The sequence below is a fragment of the Paenibacillus sp. 1-18 genome (assembly GCF_000520755.1).
GTDB lineage: Bacteria > Bacillota > Bacilli > Paenibacillales > Paenibacillaceae > Paenibacillus > Paenibacillus brasilensis.
The window spans coordinates 1-16,263 of sequence record NZ_ASSB01000013.1 but is presented as its reverse complement, the minus strand read 5'-3'; the positions used below and the strand labels follow the sequence as shown (position 1 = coordinate 16,263).

The 16,263-nt window shown below is 43.8% G+C and carries 22 protein-coding genes, 1 tRNA gene and 1 pseudogene; 14 read left to right on the top strand and 10 right to left on the bottom strand.

The features are described 5' to 3' along the window. Positions 1-110: 110 nt before the first annotated feature. Positions 111-998: a LysR family transcriptional regulator gene (locus tag L693_RS0100615; protein WP_025715608.1), complete on the bottom strand. Its 888-nt coding sequence runs from the start codon at positions 996-998 to the stop codon at positions 111-113. A gap of 117 nt (positions 999-1,115) precedes the next feature. On the opposite strand from L693_RS0100615, the gene L693_RS0100610 reads away from it, so the two are divergent. Together L693_RS0100610 and L693_RS0100605 are read left to right on the top strand one after the other, a co-directional pair. Next, on the top strand, positions 1,116-2,141 hold the full coding sequence (locus tag L693_RS0100610) for a YeiH family protein (protein WP_025715607.1): 1,026 nt from the start codon (positions 1,116-1,118) through the stop codon (positions 2,139-2,141). A 262-nt stretch (positions 2,142-2,403) separates the two neighbouring features. Next, positions 2,404-3,957 carry a GH25 family lysozyme gene (locus L693_RS0100605; RefSeq protein WP_025715606.1) on the top strand — a complete coding sequence of 518 codons (1,554 nt, stop codon included), beginning with the start codon at positions 2,404-2,406 and terminating at the stop codon, positions 3,955-3,957. A gap of 73 nt (positions 3,958-4,030) precedes the next feature. Here L693_RS0100605 and L693_RS0100600 read toward each other — a convergent pair whose 3' ends face one another. Beyond that, the gene (locus tag L693_RS0100600) at positions 4,031-4,297 is read right to left on the bottom strand and encodes a YuzF family protein (RefSeq protein WP_025715605.1); all 267 of its coding nucleotides are present in this window, start codon (positions 4,295-4,297) and stop codon (positions 4,031-4,033) included. Positions 4,298-4,467: 170 nt separating this feature from the next. On the opposite strand from L693_RS0100600, the gene L693_RS31855 reads away from it, so the two are divergent. Beyond that, positions 4,468-4,590, top strand: coding sequence for a hypothetical protein (locus tag L693_RS31855; RefSeq protein ID WP_269320809.1), 123 nt, complete (start codon positions 4,468-4,470; stop codon positions 4,588-4,590). Positions 4,591-4,787: 197 nt separating this feature from the next. On the opposite strand, the gene L693_RS0100590 is transcribed toward L693_RS31855, so the two are convergent. Beyond that, positions 4,788-5,015 (bottom strand): hypothetical protein, encoded by a 228-nt coding sequence (locus L693_RS0100590; RefSeq protein WP_025715604.1) that lies wholly within the window; start codon positions 5,013-5,015, stop codon positions 4,788-4,790. A gap of 107 nt (positions 5,016-5,122) precedes the next feature. Next, on the bottom strand, positions 5,123-5,794 hold the full coding sequence (locus L693_RS0100585; protein WP_025715603.1) for a cupin domain-containing protein: 672 nt from the start codon (positions 5,792-5,794) through the stop codon (positions 5,123-5,125). A gap of 433 nt (positions 5,795-6,227) precedes the next feature. Here L693_RS0100585 and L693_RS0100580 point away from each other — a divergent pair, with 433 nt between their 5' ends. The 6 genes and pseudogenes from L693_RS0100580 (at position 6,228) to L693_RS0100555 (ending at position 10,820) form a co-directional block, all read left to right on the top strand. Beyond that, positions 6,228-6,881 carry a cell wall hydrolase gene (locus tag L693_RS0100580; RefSeq protein ID WP_025715602.1) on the top strand — a complete coding sequence of 218 codons (654 nt, stop codon included), beginning with the start codon at positions 6,228-6,230 and terminating at the stop codon, positions 6,879-6,881. A gap of 190 nt (positions 6,882-7,071) precedes the next feature. After that, complete coding sequence (locus tag L693_RS0100575) at positions 7,072-7,410, top strand: hypothetical protein (RefSeq protein ID WP_025715601.1); 339 nt, start codon at positions 7,072-7,074, stop codon at positions 7,408-7,410. A gap of 32 nt (positions 7,411-7,442) precedes the next feature. Beyond that, positions 7,443-8,429 (top strand): annotated as a pseudogene (locus L693_RS0100570) (ketoacyl-ACP synthase III). Positions 8,430-8,633: 204 nt separating this feature from the next. Next, positions 8,634-9,182 carry a GNAT family N-acetyltransferase gene (locus tag L693_RS0100565; protein ID WP_025715600.1) on the top strand — a complete coding sequence of 183 codons (549 nt, stop codon included), beginning with the start codon at positions 8,634-8,636 and terminating at the stop codon, positions 9,180-9,182. Between the two features lie 134 nt (positions 9,183-9,316). Then, a complete protein-coding gene (locus L693_RS0100560; RefSeq protein WP_025715599.1) occupies positions 9,317-10,417 on the top strand; it encodes a glycerol dehydrogenase in 1,101 nt (366 codons plus the stop codon). A 187-nt stretch (positions 10,418-10,604) separates the two neighbouring features. Beyond that, positions 10,605-10,820: a hypothetical protein gene (locus L693_RS0100555; protein WP_025715598.1), complete on the top strand. Its 216-nt coding sequence runs from the start codon at positions 10,605-10,607 to the stop codon at positions 10,818-10,820. Positions 10,821-10,893: 73 nt separating this feature from the next. Here the strand turns inward: L693_RS0100555 and L693_RS0100550 are convergent, their stop codons facing one another. Together L693_RS0100550 and L693_RS0100545 are read right to left on the bottom strand one after the other, a co-directional pair. Next, on the bottom strand, positions 10,894-11,925 hold the full coding sequence (locus L693_RS0100550; RefSeq protein WP_025715597.1) for a glycosyl hydrolase: 1,032 nt from the start codon (positions 11,923-11,925) through the stop codon (positions 10,894-10,896). Between the two features lie 30 nt (positions 11,926-11,955). Then, positions 11,956-12,234, bottom strand: coding sequence for a hypothetical protein (locus tag L693_RS0100545; protein WP_025715596.1), 279 nt, complete (start codon positions 12,232-12,234; stop codon positions 11,956-11,958). A gap of 304 nt (positions 12,235-12,538) precedes the next feature. On the opposite strand from L693_RS0100545, the gene L693_RS0100540 reads away from it, so the two are divergent. From L693_RS0100540 to L693_RS30365, 3 genes are all read left to right on the top strand, one after another. Further along, positions 12,539-12,721: a hypothetical protein gene (locus tag L693_RS0100540; protein ID WP_025715595.1), complete on the top strand. Its 183-nt coding sequence runs from the start codon at positions 12,539-12,541 to the stop codon at positions 12,719-12,721. Between the two features lie 53 nt (positions 12,722-12,774). Continuing rightward, positions 12,775-13,101, top strand: coding sequence for a YnfA family protein (locus tag L693_RS0100535; protein ID WP_025715594.1), 327 nt, complete (start codon positions 12,775-12,777; stop codon positions 13,099-13,101). 95 nt (positions 13,102-13,196) lie between these two features. After that, positions 13,197-13,349 (top strand): hypothetical protein, encoded by a 153-nt coding sequence (locus L693_RS30365; protein WP_167518622.1) that lies wholly within the window; start codon positions 13,197-13,199, stop codon positions 13,347-13,349. A 76-nt stretch (positions 13,350-13,425) separates the two neighbouring features. On the opposite strand, the gene L693_RS0100525 is transcribed toward L693_RS30365, so the two are convergent. Beyond that, positions 13,426-13,617 carry a hypothetical protein gene (locus L693_RS0100525; RefSeq protein ID WP_025715593.1) on the bottom strand — a complete coding sequence of 64 codons (192 nt, stop codon included), beginning with the start codon at positions 13,615-13,617 and terminating at the stop codon, positions 13,426-13,428. 131 nt (positions 13,618-13,748) lie between these two features. After that, complete coding sequence (locus L693_RS0100520) at positions 13,749-13,907, bottom strand: hypothetical protein (RefSeq protein ID WP_013311032.1); 159 nt, start codon at positions 13,905-13,907, stop codon at positions 13,749-13,751. A 235-nt stretch (positions 13,908-14,142) separates the two neighbouring features. On the opposite strand from L693_RS0100520, the gene L693_RS0100515 reads away from it, so the two are divergent. Further along, positions 14,143-14,228: transfer RNA gene (locus L693_RS0100515), tRNA-Leu, on the top strand. A gap of 203 nt (positions 14,229-14,431) precedes the next feature. Here L693_RS0100515 and L693_RS27530 read toward each other — a convergent pair. Beyond that, complete coding sequence (locus L693_RS27530) at positions 14,432-15,013, bottom strand: site-specific integrase (protein WP_269320810.1); 582 nt, start codon at positions 15,011-15,013, stop codon at positions 14,432-14,434. A gap of 45 nt (positions 15,014-15,058) precedes the next feature. Next, positions 15,059-15,568 carry a hypothetical protein gene (locus L693_RS27525; RefSeq protein WP_049825010.1) on the bottom strand — a complete coding sequence of 170 codons (510 nt, stop codon included), beginning with the start codon at positions 15,566-15,568 and terminating at the stop codon, positions 15,059-15,061. On the opposite strand from L693_RS27525, the gene L693_RS0100505 reads away from it, so the two are divergent. Further along, positions 15,539-15,895, top strand: coding sequence for a phage distal tail protein (locus tag L693_RS0100505; RefSeq protein ID WP_025715592.1), 357 nt, complete (start codon positions 15,539-15,541; stop codon positions 15,893-15,895). The genes L693_RS27525 and L693_RS0100505 overlap by 30 nt on opposite strands. The last annotated feature ends 368 nt before the right edge of the window (positions 15,896-16,263 follow it).

Genomic DNA, 16,263 nt, shown 5'->3' with positions numbered 1-16,263 from the left:
ATGATGTAATAGTCGGCATGATCCGGATGCCCAACTTGTTATAGTGTTTAGTTTGTTAAAGTTTTAGTTGTTAAAGCACCTGATCGGTGCTTTTTTTCTGCTTCTGAGTTTTACCTTTTCACGCTATTCCCTCGCAAAATCTCCAAAAATACGCTGCTCGCTTTGGTCTCAAATACCGCAGTAGGGGTCAGAAAAGAAAATTTCCGAATAACCGGAAGATTACGGATATCTAATATTTTTAATGTACCCAAAGTGAGTTCCTTCTGAATGACCCATCGGGACAGCAATGAAATCCCCAAGCCTGCTTCCACAGACTCCTTGATGATCTGCGTGCTGCCAAAATCCATCATATGAGAAGGGGAGAACTGAAATCGTCCAAACATCTTTTCAACTGCTTCCCGGGTTCCCGAGCCTTCTTCGCGCAGAATCCAGATGTCCTCCTGTAGCTCACTTAAATCCACTTGAGGTTTGTCAGCCAAACGGTGATTTGGTGGGGCGACGATAAACATTTCATCATCAGCAAATGATTCAATATATAAATGATCATGCTGAAACTCTCCTTCAATAATCCCTACATCCAGCTGATTACGGATAACCAATTCTTCGATTTCTTGGGTGTTGCCAATCGTAATGGAAGGCTGAATGAGTGGATATTGTACTCTCATTTTACCAATCACATGCGGCAGGACGTATTCGCCATACGTGTAGCTTGCACCAATAGACAGGTTCCCTTGTGCCGTATTCATCAGCCCGTCCACCAAATACTGCATTCGGGCGTTCAAGCGGATAATCTCCTGGGCATGATGGTACACGATTTCACCGGCTTTGGTTAAGCGCACATATTTGTTGCTTCGCTCCAAAAGCCGGGCTCCTACGGTACGCTCCAGCGTTTGAATATACTGGCTTACAGCAGGCTGAGTCATGTGCAGTGCTTTAGCAGCTCGCGTGAAGTTTTGTTTGTCCGCGACCGTTACAAATACGATTAAAGATTGATCCAAAGCCCATTCCTCCAAACCGATCATATCACTTTACTTATCATAACCATTATAATGATTTATTTTCCTTATGGCAAAAAACGGATTAAGCTGGATACATACAGATGGGAGGGAGTCACCATGAGCAGTCATACAAAATACATCAAATTATCATCAAATAGGGGGCGATGGACCCCATGTGTACTGGGCATTGTGCTAACGATGATATTCGCATTGGCAGGATACGCTCTGAACGAATTTCCAGGCTTTCATTATGTAGGCCCATTGGCATGCGCCATGTTTCTCGCTGTCCTGTACCGGCAGTTATGGGGGTATCCAGAAGCTGTACGCCCAGGGGTTGAGTTTTCTTCTAAAAAATTGCTGCGAGGGGCTATTGTGCTTTATGGGCTAAAGCTCAATATGGATATAGTCATTCATCAAGGACTGGGTTTGCTTTTGCGTGATGCAGGTATTGTTGTATTCTCTATCTTGTTTACAATTGGTCTGGCCAAACGTTTCAAGGCAGATGCTTCGCTATCGCTTCTTCTCGGGATTGGGACAGGGGTTTGCGGCGCAGCAGCCATTGCGGCCGTGTCTCCCCTGCTGAAAGCCAAGGATGAGGATACGGCCATTGGAGTTGGATTAATCGCCTTGGTTGGAACGGTATTTGCCATTTTGTTCACAGTACTTCGTCCCTGGATTCCTTTGACGGATATGCAATACGGAATTTGGTCGGGAAGCAGTCTGCATGAAATTGCACATGTGGCCTTAGCTGCGGCGCCTGCCGGACAGGATGCTCTTGCGATGGGCCTATTGGCTAAATTGGGGCGTGTCTTTTTACTAATACCGCTCAGCTTTATTTTAATATACTGGATGAAACGCAGTGGGAAGCTTCGCCCAGATGCAAAAGTGGAGTTCCCTTGGTTCCTCATTGGCTTTATCGCTACAAGTATTTTGGGCAGCTATGTTTTGGGAAAATATATTGTGGTTCCTTCCAGACTGATGAACGAAATTTCCCAAGCTACTACATTTATGCTAACGATGGCTATGGTAGGCATGGGGCTGAATGTAAGCTTTAAGGCTTTGCGGGAGAAAGCACTGCTTCCCTTACTGGTGCTGTCTATTACTTCGGTGATGCTTGTAGGTTTAACCTTTTTAACAGTGTAAATTAAGAGGAATAAACACCGTTTGAATGTGCTGAAAAAGTCCGTAAAAACCCGAAAGAGCTCTGCTTGCTGTATGGCTGGCAGAGTTTTTTTGTGCAATGAATGAGTAAGTTTGAAATATGTGCTAAACTAATCGTAACTTCTACATATTGTTCGCGTCTATCAAAACGAAAGGTTTTGAGATCGTAGATTTCAAGATCATAGATTGCAGGATTATAGATTGTAAGACAACAAGTGAAAATTTAGAGAATGGTAGGGTACATATGAAGAACATTCGTTGGTTTGCTTTTCTGTTTTTATTTCTACTCGTATTTCCAGTGGAGAGTCATGCTGCGTCTTCAAGCTCACATATCCAGTTGGACGGTAAAGACATAAGTGCTGCAAAGGGAGTTGAGATCCAGGAGGTAAAGGGGAATGTGTTGGTCCCACTTCGTCTCATTGTGGAGGAGCTGGGTTATAAGGTCAACTGGGAGCCCAAGACAAGAACGGTAACGATTCAGAATCAAAATAAGAATCAGATTCTCAGTCTTCAGGTCGACAATCCCATGGCTTCTGTTAATGGACAACAAATGGGATTAGCAGTAGCTCCGTTACTTACAGGAGGGACAACCTATGTTCCGATTCGTTTTGTATCTGAGCAGACGGGAATTGATGTGACCTGGAATAGTGAGCTTAAAACAGTGGTTCTGACTACTCCAGCTACTTCAAGCGTGAATAGCGAGTCTTCCCGCGGAAATTCTCCCACTCAGACTGTCACTGATGTAGAAGAGAACGCACTTGCACCTATCAGCCAAATTAGCTTCACTAATCATCAATTAACCATTGCAGTGAATGGAAAAGTAAGCCCTAAAGTAACTACGTTGACTCATACAGACCGTATTGTTGTAGACATACCTGATTCAAAATTTTCTGAGGATTTCCTGTCATCGCAATCTTTTGATAAAGGTGGACAAGGGGCTTTTCCAGTTACAGATGATCCTGATGTTTCACAAGTCAGATACTCTAAATTTAGTACAAATCCCGCTTCAGTACGTATTGTGGTAGATCTAAATAACAGTGCACCTTATCATGTACTAAACGAAGACGACGATAAGGTTATCATAGCAATAGATCAGACATCAGATGAGACAGCCCCTACGGGGCCTGTTACAGCTATTTCGCCTACTGAGCCCACTGAACCTACTCTTGCTTCCGACGGTCATGCTCAGGGAATTGACGTGTCCCACTATAACGGCAAAATCGATTGGCAGCAAGTAGCGGCGGCAGGTAAGACCTTCGCCTTCATTAAAGCTACAGAAGGGACAAAATATCAAGATAATCAATTTTTGGTGAATGTTCAGGGAGCCAGAGATGCCAATATATTAGTTGGTGCTTACCACTTTTTGAATGCGACTACTGCAGATGGGGCTCGTCTGGAAGCTGCTAATTTTGCCAGGGCTATAGATTCAGCAGGAGGAAGACTGGATCTGCCGCCTGTGCTGGATTATGAAAATAACCCCAAAGGTCTTACTTCAGCACAAATTAGTGAAGTAGCTCATGCATTTTTGGATGAAATGGAAAAGCTCACCGGGCGTCAGCCGATCGTATATACAGGCAATGTTTTTGCTTTCAAGTTTGACCCTACGTTTTCTATGTATAAACTGTGGGTAGCCAGATACAGCACTACGCAAAAGCCGACTGCAGTTCCGGCCTGGAATAGCTGGTGGGCTTGGCAATACAGCAGCACAGGCAGTGTTCCGGGTATCAATGGGGCAGTGGATTTGGATGAATATAACGGAACGATCGATGAACTGCGTTCGTCACTGGCGGGAGGCTAATTAGTACAACATAACACGATAGATCCTCGCGAATCCGGATAGGATCTGCGAGGATTTTTTGTTGCTGATTCGTTTAGCCGGGCATAATCCATACGATTTCGCAGATACGAACAAAAAATTTCTTTCCGTATACATCTAAAATGACATGGTCAGGCTTACAATCCACTACGCATCCGTCAATTCTGCCGCGTGTTGTTTCAAGCACGACATACTTGCCGATGACCGATTTTAATGTTTCTACTACATATGGATCTACAGGGGATACCACCATGGGGGGATGGGGTGGATGGTGAGGGAAAGGTTGATTGGTACTGTAACTGAACACTTGATTCGGATTCAATTGCTTCACTCCTTCAAGATTAGATGTGATATCTTATGCTCCTGCCCAGGAAAGGTGTAGGCTAATGCCCATCAACGGAAAGATTCAATAACATTGCCAAAAGGCCCGGTCCATAGGAAAACTCAATACATAATCTATGGTGTACCTTGAAATAAAGGAGGAAATGAACCATGAGTGATTGTGAAAGAGGTTGTGGCGGCGGTGCTGCATATCCAGGAGTTTGGACATCAACAGGGGCAATTCTTGTACTGTTCATTCTGCTGGTCATCATCACCAAGTCTTTATGGGTTTAAATTGAATTGATTAGGTTAAACCCCTCATCGGTATATACCGGTGAGGGGTTTAATCATTTTAGAAGATGAGTCGATTGGCATATATGATAAAACACCTCATAGCAGCGTACAAACCCTGACACAATCTATACCGGGCTGGGCAGCTGTCATATGAGGTGTATAGGAATGTGCAGGCAGGACATGACGCGGATTAAGGATTAAATTAAGGCAATCGCGAGCAGGGTGAACAGGCTCAAAGTCAAGATTTGGTCTCCATATCCGTAAGGATAAAAGGCAGACGTTTGTACACGACCATTTCGTTCTGTTCTTAAGTACACGTTATTGCGATCAACATCCGTAATAGTTCCTTCGTACTGCTTTCCGTCTATAGTCAGAATACGCACCTTTTTGTTCATACATTTCAAGCAGTTGTAGTATGCGTCCATTCAATCACCCCCTCTTGTACATTCGCATTTTATGAGAAGAAAGGTCTAATGGTAACGGCGAACATACAGGAAAGGGACATTCAATCGAACTTAGGGTCTGATCAGAGCTAAGCCTGATCCAGATAGGGATTAAATGAAAAACCGGGATACCCATTTGTATATGGGCTGCTTCTTTCAGGGGTGGCCTGATAATGTGTTGGAGCGTCGGCAAGTCTCACATGTACGCCCGGTTTTCGAAGCGTCTGATGCTTGCAATCCTTGGGAGGGCCGATGAGGACGGGTTTTTTAATAGGGCTGAGCGCCTCTTGAATTTTATTCTCATTCAGGCAGTACGCATGAGCCAGAATATTACTTGGCGTTAAGCGCAAGACGTCAGAACCTAGAATGAATTCAGGGATGGGGACATTAAAAATCGATAGTAAATGAGTGTTGTCCATCGTAGCAACGAGATAATGCCACCATCCCTGAGGGACGTTAGCCACCTGACCAGGTGTTATCGGGAAATGTCGTAACTCGCTGGTAAACGGATTAATCAGCGATACCGTTACTGCTCCAGAGATGCAGTATATTAATTCTGTAGCATTTTGATGGTAATGGGGTTCTACCACGTTAGCCGTACTGAGGCGGATGTCTAGCAGCGATACATTTACCAACGTATTCAGCTGCTTGATCGAAAGCTCGTTAATCGAGTTTTGAGCATCCTTTTGAAACAGATCATTGTCGCTTAAATCATAGGTAAATTGTACGGAGGGAGAGGTGTAATCTACATTTGCATTCACGTGCCGTTTCCTGCCTTTCTGTTATTCCAATTTTGATAATCGTACGCTACCCTATGTATTTGCCTATGAATGTGTGCATGGACAGATTTGCGTTTCGGGCGAGCGGAAGGCGAAAAATAGCGAAAAAAGTCACGTATTCAAGTGTAATTTGAACAGGATTCTTTGCTTCTATTACACGTCAGCCCTTTAGAACGGGCCTTTTTTGGCTGATGTAGTCTTAGGACCAGAGCCGGATGATACGTAAATGCGGCTTGTGGTATACTGCAACGGACGTGTGAAAGAAGCCTTGTCCGATTCCACGTGTAGCAACGCGTCTTTCCGCAGCTAGGCAATAAGCTATGGCAGAAGAAACATCATCGGATAAACGTCCCTGAGTTGTACAGGCCGGAATGGTTGTACCGGACAGAACATGAAAGAGGAGGTTGTCTGGAATATGAAAAAACTATCTATTTTAATCCTGTCCTGCGCATGCATGCTAGGTACTGTCTTATCAGTTGTACCGGAGCAAGCACAAGCGCAATCGTCAGCTTTGAAGAAAGGGATCCAGAGCGATCGAGTGCTGGAGCTTCAACAGCAGCTGCATTCGCTCGGTTATTTCAAAGCCGGTTTTACCGGGTACTATGGTTCTCTGACCAGCAAAGCAGTAACCCGTTTTCAACGAGACAATGGTCTGACGCCTGACGGTATAGCTGGAGCGGCAACACAAGCCAAGCTGGATTCCTTTGGAAAGGTGCGCTTAACCGCTTTGGAACAGTTGGCCCGGATCATTTACTCGGAGGCACGCGGAGAATCGTTTGAAGGACAGGTGGCTGTTGGCGCTGTCGTATTAAACCGTGTACAGTCTAGTGAATTTCCAAGCTCGATTCCGGACGTTATCTTGCAGCCTGGTCAGTTTACCGCTGTACAGGATGGTCAATATCTCCTCAAGCCAAACAAGACCGCATACCGTGCGGCACGACAAGCACTGAATGGTGCTGATCCGACGAATGGGTCCTTATATTATTACAATCCGGCCATTGCCACAGCCAAATGGAGTAAAAGCCGTCCGGCTGTCATCTCGCTGGGTCGGCATACGTTTACGAATTAATTCAATACAGACCAGTAACTTGTTAGCCGTCAGTTGCTTCCTGTAGTCAGGAGCAGTGGCGGTTTTTTTTGTATATTCACAAATCTGTAATCTTTTAGTCGTGATTTTTCCTGGTTTAATATTAAAAATGCTACATACTTTTCCGATACTCTTAATAGAAAAAATATGAAATCAAAGGAGTCCTACTAAAATAAGTCAACATCCTTACACCATCGAAGTGGAACAAGCCATTAAAACGGTGCATGGAGTTTTTAGCCATGAGGAGTATGAACGTTTTGTAAAAGATTATGAAGCCAAAACCTCGAATATTCAGGCATCCAACTTCACGCTCAAGGTAGATTGCACCCAAATGGCGTTGCTGGGTCCGGGAGAAGTAGAGAAACTGAAGGGCTCTTTTGTGCGTTATAAAAAAACGGGGTTTGCCAAAGTGATTTTTGGTATCAGCCTTCAACAAACGATTATTAAAATGCAGCTCGGCCGTGTAGCGCGTGAAGCAGGATTAAACAACGTAGATATTGTTGTACAATAATGTTTTGAGGTGTATGCAAGGGGGAACTGCTGATGAGCCATGTTAAAATTAAAGCCCTGGGTGTGTATCATCCGTCCCAATCGCTGGATAACGAATATTACATTCGTCACTTTGACGAACAGGGCAAAGATATTCGACGCTTCATGGAGCATATGGGCAGAAAAAGTCGTTATATCATTGATAATCCGGATGAGAACGGTCTAACCATGGGAATTGCAGCCGCGCAAAAAGCGCTGGAACAAGCTGGTATGACAGGCCGTGATGTGGATATGATCGTGTTCTCCAGCCAGGTTCCTGAGTCGCTGTTTCCGATGAATGGGCTGTTTGTTCACCAGGCGATTGGGGGCCAGGCATGACGTAGCCGTGATGGACTCTAATGCCAACTGTGCTGGGATGACCGTAGCTGTTGATATGGCTAGTCGTTCGATGCTGTCCAATCCGGATATGCGGACAGCGCTTATTATTGGTTCGGATTATAACTCGCTCATTTCCGGTCCCGAGGATGAAATTACTTATGCGAATTATGGAGATGCTGCGTGTGCAGCCATTTTGGAGCGTACAGAAGAGGATACCGGCTTTATAGATTCCATGTATTTTACAGACCTGATCAATATAGATAAAATTTTATATCCGGCTCAAGGATTAGCGGCAACATTGCAAAGGAATGCACCCGGAAAATATATTCAGTGGCTTCCGTTTGATGCCAATATGGCTCTGCCCCCAACATATGATCTGCTTGAACGTATCTTAAAGGAGAATGGGCTGGCACCTCAGGATATACGGGCTTATTGCCTGTCTCAGTTTTCGTTGGCAAATGTGTTGAAGATTCAGGACCATTTGAAGCTGGAGGATGCCAGATGATCTATGTGGGTGATCGTTATGGTTACACAGGTACCAGTAGTCCATTCATTGCCTTGTATGAAGGCATCGAATCCGGTCGTATCCGGCGTGGTGATTATGTGCTGTTCTGGACGATTGGAGCCGGATATCAACTGGTTGCTATGCTGTTTAAATATTAAGAATACGAAAGACCTTGCGGCTGTAAGGTCTTTTTTGAGTATTTGAAAATAGGGTACTTGTAATGTTTTGATTGTGTTATGTCCAATTGTTTTGTAAAATTTATACATTGAATTCATAAGGGGCGCTTATATTGCGAACATTTAATTGATTGACAGTTGTTGTGAAAAAAACGGACAAAATGTACAACAGGAGATGAAGCACGTATGGGGATCGCAAATTTATTTTACGGAGAACGAATTAAGCTAGCCGCAGTCAGAGAAGAGGATGCCGAGGTGATGTTCAAATGGGGAGAGGATGCGGAGTATCTGCGAAATGTAGATACGGATTTGGCACTCCCTTACACATTGAAGCAGATGGAGGCAGAAGGAGCCCCAAGCTCTAATGAGGTTTATTTTCGGTTAAGAACATTAGCCGATGATGTCCTGATCGGATTTATTGCTATTCATGGGATTGAGTGGAATAATCGAACCGGGCAACTGGCCGTTGGTATAGGTAATACGGAATATCGTGGCAAAGGTTACGGGACAGAAGCTGTACGTCTCATTCTTCGTTATGCCTTTTATGAACTAAATTTGAACCGGGTCGGGTTGGATGTCATTGAATACAATGATCAGGCTATTCGGACCTACGAAAAAGCAGGTTTTCAGATTGAAGGCAGGGTTCGTTCCGCTGTTCTTCGTGATGGTAATAGCTATGACCGTATCATGATGGGAATCCTGTATTCTGAATGGAGCGCGGACGTGAAGGGATGACGGATACACAATTTGTTCATAAAATATTCCATAATAAGCCTTTTAATATGGGGAAAAGAGGTTTATAGTTAGATGTGTCACATGCTGAAAGGGCTATTCTTTTCGGTATGAGTCAAAGCTGAGGAGGAATTTACATGAAAAACGTTGTAAGGTCCGTTACTTCACCCAAGAAATTTATTTCTGGTCAAAATCTGCTCTCGTCATTAAATGACTACATTAAGGATTATGGCGATAAAGCCTTTGTTATTTGTGATGAGTTCATTCTTGAAAGGGCCCAAAAGGAGGCTGGTGCTTCTATTGAAGCAGCCGGTAACCAGGCAGTTTTCGAGAAATTCCAATATGAATGTACAAAAGAAGAAATTGAGCGTAACCGTGAATTGGTGCGTAAACACGGCTCTAATATTATTATAGGGATTGGCGGCGGTAAAACGCTGGATACCGCTAAGGCAACCGCTTATTATGAAAAGCTGCCTGTCGTAATTTTCCCGACGATTGCCTCTACGGATGCCCCTTGTACCGCGCTTGCGGTCATTTATAAGAAAGATGGCTCCTTTGATGAATATTTGTTCCTGCCTACGAATCCAGACGTTGTGCTGGCGGATACAGGGATTCTGGCAGCAGCACCTGCGCGTTTCTTTGCAGCTGGTATCGGTGATGCACTGGCGACTTATTTTGAAGCCCGTGCTTGCTATCAGTCCAACGGGGACAACCTGGTTTTGAACAAGCCTTCCACCACAGGACTGGGACTTGCCCGCCTTTGTTATGAAACGTTGCTGGAAAATGCAGTGAAGGCCAAACGTGCCGTCGATCGTAAAGTATATACTCGTGCGGTAGAGGATACGATTGAAGCAACTATTTATTTGAGTGGTGTAGGTGCAGAATCAGGCGGGTTGGCAGCAGCGCATGCCATTCACAATGGTATGACAGCTGTTCCTTCGCTCCACAAAGCACAGCATGGCGAGAAGGTTACTTTTGGTCTGTTAACTCAGCTGGTGCTGGAAAATGCTCCAAAAGAGGAGCTGGAAACCGTAATTAAGCTGATTAAGGATGTAGACCTCCCATTGACGCTTCGTGATTTGGGGGTAGAGGAATTTGTTGAGGCTGAGTGGCGTCAAGTAGCTGAGACAGCTTGTGCATCCAATGATACGATGGTCAACATGCCATTCCCTGTCAGCCCTGAAGATGTGTACAACGCTATCATTGCAGCAAATGCGATAGCAGAATCCTATAAATAATGGTTTTTTCGTAAATCACGGTAATAGCTTTACAAAAACGGGTCTGTCACATTAATGGCAGGCCCGTTTCGTTTAAGTGCACAATTATATGAAACGGGTAAAGAGTACCAGGGACTTATATCCTATCTTGTTCTGACCGATATAAATGTAACAGGAAAATTAGGATGTTACAGCAGGAGGAGATTTGATGTTGGTACATGGTAAAACACGAAGAGGCAACTTGTACATCCATATATCCAGCGGTTTTCACAAAATTGGAGATTTTCGGGAAGAATATTCTGTAGTACCGGGTGATCGACTGATGTCAAGATTGACCAAGCGGATCTATACCATTGTATCCGTACATCTTGGTGAAGAGGCTTATGCCGATATTGATCTGGAAGAAGTAATCAGAAATAGTTAAGGACTTGATTGGGTTTTATTTATAAAAAAGCTTCAACCTCACTCGTAGAGCGAAGTTGAAGCTTTTTGTCTTGTCAGCGGAAGGACTCATGAAGAAGCTCTCGTGTGATAATATTGTTTTGGTTCATGAAATGTCTGATCGCTGCCTGAGAATTGACTGCAGACAGTTCCTTTCCCCAGGTCATGGCATAGGCCCAGTCAGGTTGATTTTGCAATACCTTTGCACTCGGTAGAATATCACTTTCCCCGATTCCGATAGGCTTGCCCTGCGCAAGCTTTAGCAATTCGGTGTAGTAAGAGGATTTGTAATCATTGTTGTAGATATCGGCTGCGAGAATATCCACTCGATGTATACCAGGAAAGGTTTGATTATACGGAGTGCTGTATGCGTTTGGAGCATTGGGACTCCATACCCACAACAGGTTGTCGAGATGATGGACACGTACGAACCGATCATACATCAGATCCCATAGTTTGGCGTAATTTTGCTTGTCCCCCCACCAAACCCAGCTGCCGTTCATTTCGTGATACGGTCTCCATAAAACAGGCACATCTGCGTCTCGCAAGCTCTTGAGTGACAGAGCAGCCTCGTCCAAATCAGCGATCAGCTGCTTATATTGGGAGGTGCCCGGCGTGACGTAACGATTGAACTCAGCTTGAGTAATTTTGGCCTGTACGTTCTTCCACGTTTTGGGTGTACCCGGTAACGCTTGATGAAAGGTGATGGCTACGATCCCGCCGTCCTCACTCCATCGAATAGCGCTGTCCACCACATGTTGCCGCTGTTCCCGTAAGGCAGTATGGGACTGATTGGCCAATCCTCCAAACTCATAGCCGTGAAGCCCTGCGTATTGACCACTGATTTGTTGTAGCTTGTTATTTTGTTCATCCGGTGCCTCCAAGTAATCATGCTGCCCGGAGATCAGCATACCGGCCGGCACATTAGAAAGGTAGGCAAGTAGCTGCCTTGCTTTTGCTGAGGCTTGAGCATTAACAGGTGGGGCGGCATCGGCTATGATAAACGATTGCTGAGAGCCGCTAAAGAGTAAAACAAGCATTAGTAGTAGCACCCTCTGTAGCCAAAAGCGTATTGAGTGAGATTTCATGGCGCTCCTCCTTTGCTGCATGTAATGAGACTAGCTTTTTCCTTTTTGTTTTCTAAGCTGTATACATGCGCTAATCATGATCACTAGCCAACAAATCATCGTCCAACCATTGAATTCCTGTGGATATACCCAGTAGTTCCACACCAAGAAGCCTAAAATCAAAGCGAGCAAACCCAGCGTAAGGTACATTTTGGTCCGGGCTGGGCGGCGGGTGTGCTTGGAAACCCAATGAATAATACCCAGAATGATGGCTGCCTGAAATAACAACAGGCCCATTAACATTATAGTAGCTAAAAAAATTGGGGACATCGGTATCCTCCCTCGGAATTACAATTAGAATATGCTGGTTTGTAATCGGGATGCGGATTCTTGGATGTAGATCCATCAGCGTTGGAGAAATAGCTATTTTCTGATTACGTTCTTGAACAAGTTGACTAAATTATACCATAACTACCGTCCTGCAATAAAAGGCGTCTAAATACCCACTGCCCTAATTCATCTTCATACTTTATATTCAGTGAATATCGACACATGATTGTACAATAAAATCAATGCGAAATCAGAGGTAAAGTTTGGTATCATTAAGATGAAACTTAACAAGGAGGCTGTTAACATGAATGAAGAAAATAGACCGTTCTCTAAGCCTGTAGATGCTGAAGGAGCCAAAGCAAACTTTGATGTGAATCAGCAAAGGCTTCACTCTGAGGGAGTCTCTGGTTTATGGCGTCAGGTCAGCAACCTGCTTATTCTGGTCGGCGTGATTGCAGTGATTATTATTTTAAGCCGAGTGCTATAACGAGACATTCAAAAATTAATCGAGAAGCTTAGCAGAATGAAGGATGTGAAATAGTGTTAAAGGCAGCGTTACTTTTTATTTTGGCTGGCATCGCTGAAATTGGAGGAGGATATTTGATCTGGCAATGGCTACGTGAAGGGAAGACATGGTATGTCGGACTTTGCGGCGGAGTGATTTTGGCAGTGTATGGGATCATTGCAACTTTTCAGGTTTTCTCCTCCTTTGGGCGTGTATATGCAGCATATGGAGGTGTCTTTATTGTTCTGTCTATTGCATGGGGCTGGTGGATTGATAAAAAGACACCTGATGTGTACGATATCATCGGGGGATTGATTTGTTTAATTGGTATTGCTGTAATACTTTTTCCTCGCTCAGTATGATAGGACAAAAAACCCTTTTTTATTTTTATAAATATGACTATTGATCTACAAAAATAAGCTTCATATTCCGAAATAGAACTTAAGGAGGGGGTTCTATGAACTGGGATCAACTGAAGCTTAGATTAAAATTTGGCAATGCTATGCCGAAGACCGAAGGTAATTTCTCTGTAGGTATTGTATTCGGGCTTTTAATTAGCATCATGCTGTGGATTTCGATTATTGGCTGGATTATGCTTATTTTCAAGTGATTTTACGAAATCACTGTACATATAACTAAGAATTAGGTAAACATGCTCAATAAGCCAGCCTTTTTATTACCAAACTTTATTTTGTAAAATCATTGCGCAACTTGTCTATTCCACGATCAACGGCTTCATCAATCATATCAGTAGCTGCAGGCGTATCGGCATCGGTGTCAGGAATCCGATTAAATCCTGGCTCGCGCTTATCCAGAGATTGTTTATATTCGTTTTGATCGTCGGTATGATTCTTTTTTTCAGAGTTATTTTTTCTCATAGCACATTACTCGCTCCTTCTTAGGTATAATCAGATTCTAAACTTTACATAAACGCTTATGCTCCAGACCAAACGTTTATAAAAATAAAACCGAGAAGGAATTTGAATCCTTCCCGGCACTTCCCAAACAGTTAGCGATGCTCAATCAGATCAATCGCTCCCAGGACAACATGAGCCAGTCCGAAACCGAGAATGCCTGTAGCTGCAAGTTTATACTTACTGCTCAGCAACACAGCGCCTGAAGCTGATACTACCGTTCCAAGAACAGCTGGAATCATACCTTCACGCATTCGTAACACCCCTTCTGGTAGTTTGGAAAGACGTTTATTAGTGTAAATCAAATGACCTTAAGTTATTCAAACAGAGAATTTTATTATTTTTTAAAAAAACACTTTACAAACCGATGAAATTGTCGTATTATATGTTGGTGACCAATTGAACGGTATTTACATAATGAGAACCATAAGTAATGTTTCTCCAGTACTTGCAAGTCAAGTAAGTGTAAAACAACGTTCCTAAATGCATGCCGGGGTGGCGGAATTGGCAGACGCACAGGACTTAAAATCCTGCGGTAGGTGACTACCGTACCGGTTCGATCCCGGTCCTCGGCATATTAATTTATCGCATGAAACCCTTGATACTCAAGGGTTTTTTGCTTTTTCAGAACTTGAGATCATAGCACTCATTTTATAGGGGACGAGCACTTTTTTCGCCTTTGGGGACGGATTGGGACGAACTTTCGGATCGAAGACGTCAAGGTGTGCTGTCGTTTTGCGACTAAGCTTTTTGGTGACGTGCGCATAGGTATCTGTGGTCACTTGAAAGTGGAGTGTCGCAAACGATGTTGAATAGATGCTCCCTGGCCCAGCAAATACGTTGCATTTGTATGGAGGAGACCATGAAGTGATACATTATGGAAGCCGTACCGCTCACACCAGTTTTTCCACTGCTGGGACGGCGTTGTATGGTAATAGGGTTTCCCTGTACCTGAGTGAAAAACAAAGTTGCGATCCCCGCCTTTCCATGTCCCATTTGCCTTTGCCTCAAACCTTAGTTTTCGCATGCCTTTAACATGGACGGCCAGTTCCTCTATATACCATTGCGGCATATCTACATAATCGTTAGATGCTTCATTCTTGGTATCTGTAATGTCCGCCTGGCCATTTTTGGTGCTTGAAATGCTCTCGTCAATCCTTAATCTGCTGTTTTCAAAGTCGCAATCGTCTTCGTCTAAAGCAATTAACTGACCGCGTCGGAATCCTCCCATTATCGCCCCCAAGAAAAAAAGTCTCCATTTAGAGTATGAATAAAGTAATTTATCAATTACCTCGACAGCCTCATTTTCTTCAAAGTAGTTTTTGCGGTCTTTGCGGGCCTTTTTATCCTCTTTGCTAATTTGTGGACGTTTAACGCCTTCCAGGAGGTTTTTGGTCAGTACACGTCATTCTGTGGCTCGTTGGAATATGCTATTTGTTACATCGTAAGTATACTGGATTGTACGCGATGCAAGAGTAGACTTTGTCCCTTTTTTATCAACACGGGCGCCGGGCTTTCTCATATCAGCGAACAATTTCACTAAAATCATGGTTGTAATTTCATCAATAGTCATATGACCAATTTTCGGCAGAACGTGATTCTTGATTTTGGAGCAGTGAGATTCCAAGGTGGTTCCGTTCTTTAATTCTATTGCGGCGTACTTCGGAACCCACTCATTTTCATAAAAGTTTTTAAACGTCAGCTTGCTGGGTTTGATGTAGTTACCGCTTAATACTTCACTTTTAAAAGCAGCTAATTGATCGTCCAAGTAATCCTTAAGTTTTCGTGTTGCGTCTTTGTACTTCGGGTAGTTCCCAGACAGCTTCATCAGGGATGGGTCATCGATTTCATGGTTCTTATCAGGCCGGTTTCGAGTACCGTCAGCGTGATACCCAAGATCAATACTTCCCTTCAAAATAATCCCTCCAACCAAACGTATGAGTTTATCCGTGAAATTGAGATGATAGCAGAGCGTATGTCTGGAGCAGGCAGCTTACATGCAGATGCTGACAGGTATCATACGGACTATATCGAGTTTACAGATGTATTCCGACCTGGGGAAGTAATTGTTATTGATTCCGGCAAATTCAAGATTACACGGAATGGACAGAATGTTTCACATCCTTACAATGGAGATTTCTTTGACTTGAATCTCGGTAATAACAACCTGACTTGGACAGACCCGGAGACAGGCAGGACGGTGCTGTGTCGTATTGCTCATAGAGATAAATTTTTGTATTGAGGTGACTTATGGCGAATCCAACTATGCAAGTATTGATAAAAACATGAGACGTGTTGGACCGCTGGCTGACTCTTACGACATTCAGCGGCGGCGCAGGATCAACAGTGAATATGAGTTAACCTTTATGGTTCCAATAAACCAGCGATGATTACCGTGAAAAGATAGCAATCAAGGGCCACGTTCGAGATGAGCGTGGCCAATTTTATGTCATTCAGTCTCGTAGCCGATCACGCGAGGGAAAAAAGCTGACTGCAAATATCTACTGTAATCACGTTATGTTCAAGCTCAATGATTACAAGTTTCCGTATGCTTCATACATTGCTGAAGCTTATGGTATCCATATCAACCAGCTTACAGACTTGATTACG